Origin of the sequence: Methanospirillum sp. (assembly GCF_028679455.1) — an archaeon.
Classification (GTDB): domain Archaea; phylum Halobacteriota; class Methanomicrobia; order Methanomicrobiales; family Methanospirillaceae; genus Methanospirillum.
Genome location: NZ_JAJRBM010000447.1, coordinates 1 through 3,570 on the forward strand (window position 1 = coordinate 1; position 3,570 = coordinate 3,570).

Sequence of the window (3,570 nt, forward strand, 5' to 3'; positions counted from 1 at the left end):
TCCTCGGTGGCTGGAGAGAAGGAAGAGTTCACTGCTATGTATCCCGGTTTTATTAAGGAATCTGAAGCAGAAAAGAACACCGAAGCGACCCGGTCATTTACGTTTGCCATGAAAGCTGAGCAGGTTCATGCCGGATTATATGAGAAAGCCCTTGATGCGGTGAAATCAGGAAAGGATCTTGAGGCTGAAAAGATCTTCCTCTGTCCGGTCTGTGGTAATTTAGCCATTGACAAGGCCCCGGGGACCTGTCCTATCTGTGGAGTGCCTGGTTCCAAGTGGTCTGAAGTAACGCTATGATCGATTATTGATCCTTTTTTTATGTCCGTTATTTTTATTTCTGGTATGAATCGTGCTTTCTGGTCTGTCTGACATGCTCCGGAATAACCCGTTGTATCTTCTTTCTTTTCCCGCATATCATCCATGCTGCCAGTTGCTGACAATCACTCATATATACATTCGTAGTGAATGAATAGGTGCATGAGATCAATCTTCTGGATTGGATGTACCCTCGCCGTTCTCGTCTCCCTGCTCGTCTCCGGAGCAATTGCGGAGTCTGTGAACAATTCTACCGTACAGGCAACTGGTGCCCTGGATGTCAACAAGACCACCGCTCCCGATCAGGTAGCAGCCAGTGTGAACGTCACCGATAAGGCAGCCAATGTGACTGCCCCTGTTGCAAATGCAACCGGAAAATCCGCTGTAAATGCATCAGCAGCTGCACCGGATCTGGTAAATGATACTCTGGTAAAGTTCGTTACCGATGCACGCACCTATGCATTAAACAATGGAAAGAGTGCTGCAATAACTACCTTTAACAGTCCGGCAGGCCCGTTTGTCAATGACAAGATGTATATCTTCGCCTACGACCTTGATGGAAAGGCACTTGCTCTTCCCTATGCCCAGGGTTCAGTGGGTATGAACCAGATCGCTCTGACTGATTCAACCGGTCTTCGGTATGTTCAGCAGATGTGCGACCTCGCAAAGCATGGTGTAGGATTTGTCAAGTATCAGGAACCGAACCTGATGAAGCAGGGCACGGTTATGAACAAGGTCTCCTACATCACCAATGTTGATGGTACCTACTGGATTGGTGCTGGTGTGTATCTCCCCAAGGAAGATAAGAAAGCCGCAGCAAAGCCTGAAGTAGCAAGTGGAAAGGACCAAAAGACGGCAGTTAACGCAACAAACACAACTCTCCCTGCTGAAACTTCAGCCAAAGATACTGTTAAAGCAGCAGTAAAAGAGTTAGTGAACAACACCGTATCCAATCTTACCGCGTAAATTTGGTGATACTTTCTTCTTTTTTTCTCTGATTCCGGTTTGATTGTTCTTTCTTCCGCGACCGGTTTCATTTCATCAGAATTAGGTAATCAGTATATCGCCATCAGTATCAGGATTGATGAAAATCACGAAACCTTGATATGATTTTTTCCCATATATGCTCATAACGATATTTACAGGTGTGGGGTAACGGGTCAATGAAATATATCAGTGCAGGATTGTGTACAGTCGGGTTGCTACTGCTTATCCAGGCAGTCTCTGCGAGTCCCGGGGATCTGATCTGGCAGCAGGTACTTGGCGGGCCGGCAGGGGAGGACTGGGGATATGGTGTTGATTCCACCATTGACGGCGGGATGCTGATAACCGGTATTGCATATTCTGAGGATGCCAATATTTCCGGAGCGAAAGGAAGTGGGGACCTCTGGATGGTACGGCTTGGTCCGGATGGGAAACCGCTCTGGAATCATGCATATGGCGGGAATGGATCCGACTATGGTCTCGCAGTGAAGACCTTGCAAGACGGAGGATCTATCGTCATCGGAACTACCGGTTCAACAAACGGGGATGTCACCGGCTATCACGATAACGGGGATCTCTGGGTGCTCAGGCTCTCTTCATCTGGTGAACCAGTCTGGAAACACGTCTATGGAGGGAACATGACCGACGAAGGAGGAGATATTACTCCAACCTCAGATGGCGGATATATGATCGCCGGGTATACAATGTCAAATGAGGGAGATGTTTCCGGGCAACACGGAGGAGGGGATCTCTGGATGATTCATCTCGATCAGGCAGGTCAGATCCTCTGGCAGAAAGTGTTTGGTGGATCAAAACGGGACAGTGGCAGCAGTATCATCAGAACTTCAGATGGAGGATATGCCATGACCGGTAACACCTACTCAAGTGATGGAGATGTGACCTCCAATCATGGAAGCAGTGATGTCTGGGTAGTCAGGACTGATGTGAACGGAAGCCTCCTTTGGCAGAAGTCATATGGTGGAACAAAACTGGACTGGGGGCATTCGCTGGTTGAACTCACCGGTGGCGATCTGCTCGTGGCCGGAGTCACTGCTTCTGCTGATGGCGATGTGTCTCTCAACCATGGTGCCGGCGATATCTGGATTCTCCGTCTTTCTTCACAGGGCGATAAGATCTGGGAGAAGACATATGGAGGAAATTTCAGTGACAATGTCTGGAAGGTTGAAATTTCACCAAGGGGTGGAGTATTTCTTACCGGAGAAACATTCTCGGTTGACGGTGATATAACCGGAAATCATGGGGATGCAGATCTCTGGGTGTCTGAAATTGATGGGAATGGTTCAATCCTCTGGCAACGGACTCTCGGGGGAAGTAAGTACGACAGCGGTTCATGGAGTAAACTCCTTCCTGATGGAAATCTTGCAGTGGTGGGGACTACCCAGTCTTCTGATGGAATGGTTCAAGGTGCTATTGGGGAAGGAGATCTCTGGGCACTCAAGATTGATGCCCGCTACAATTCGACAAACTCATCCGCACAATCAGTACCTGGATCTTTGATCCCGGATGCAAATGCATCGGTCTCACTGGTATCAAATGCATCCAATACTTCTACCCAGTCTGTATCTCTTCCTGTAAATCAGACGGCAGCAATCCCTTCAGTCTCACTGAATACATCAGTGAACCTCTCGGTGAACAATCAGACCCTGATGACCAACACCACGGTTAGTGGTAATGTTTCTAGTACCACTCTTCCTGGTTCTGTTCATCCTCCTGTTGATCTCAATGGTGACGGAAAGTATGAAGACCTGAATGGAAATGGAAAGATTGATCTTCAGGACCCAACCATATTCTTCAATAATTTCGACTGGATAAAAATAAATCTTCCAAACCCTGCATTTGATTTCAACGGAAATGGTGCCATGGACTTTGGGGATATCAATGCGTTGTTTGAGGAGGCTTCCAAATGAAAACTACCTATTTCGTGCTTCTGATTGTGGGTCTTGCTTTTCTCTGTCCGGGACTGGTAAGTGCATCCACGATCAGTATCTCCCCTGCTTCAATACCGGGAGTGGGAATGAGTGGATCTGCACTCATATCGCTGGATACTGCTGATCAGGGTCTATCCGGGTATATCTTCTCAATCTATCCGGAAAACCCACAGGTTGCAAAAATTACCGGGGTAACATTCCCTGAATGGGCTTCACTGTCTGAGGCAACACCGGGAGATGGTGCGGCATATACCATCAGGGCGCTCGACCTGAACGATGCCATCGGGTATCGTGCCCAGAGTGTCCCAAGATCGGAAGAGCA

General features: G+C 48.1%; 4 protein-coding genes. All 4 read left to right on the forward strand.

Annotation, left to right across the window (positions count from 1 at the left end):
• A partial coding sequence (locus LUQ50_RS15480) for a rubrerythrin family protein (RefSeq protein WP_300041266.1) occupies positions 1 to 297 on the forward strand: 297 nt, incomplete at its 5' end.
• 180 nt (positions 298 to 477) lie between these two features.
• Positions 478 to 1,281: a cache domain-containing protein gene (locus LUQ50_RS15485; RefSeq protein WP_300041268.1), complete on the forward strand. Its 804-nt coding sequence runs from the start codon at positions 478 to 480 to the stop codon at positions 1,279 to 1,281.
• A gap of 197 nt (positions 1,282 to 1,478) precedes the next feature.
• Entirely contained in the window at positions 1,479 to 3,227 is a 1,749-nt protein-coding gene (locus LUQ50_RS15490) for a hypothetical protein (protein WP_300041270.1), read from the forward strand.
• Positions 3,224 to 3,570, forward strand: a 347-nt coding sequence (locus tag LUQ50_RS15495) for a hypothetical protein (RefSeq protein WP_300041272.1), incomplete at its 3' end; no start/stop codon positions are given. The genes LUQ50_RS15490 and LUQ50_RS15495, both read left to right, overlap by 4 nt.

Excerpts from the sequence above, each read along its gene's own strand:
- LUQ50_RS15485 (WP_300041268.1), top strand. The coding sequence starts at position 478 with ATGAGATCAATCTTCTGGATTGGATGTACCCTCGCCGTTCTCGTCTCC.
- LUQ50_RS15490 (WP_300041270.1), top strand. The coding sequence starts at position 1,479 with ATGAAATATATCAGTGCAGGATTGTGTACAGTCGGGTTGCTACTGCTT.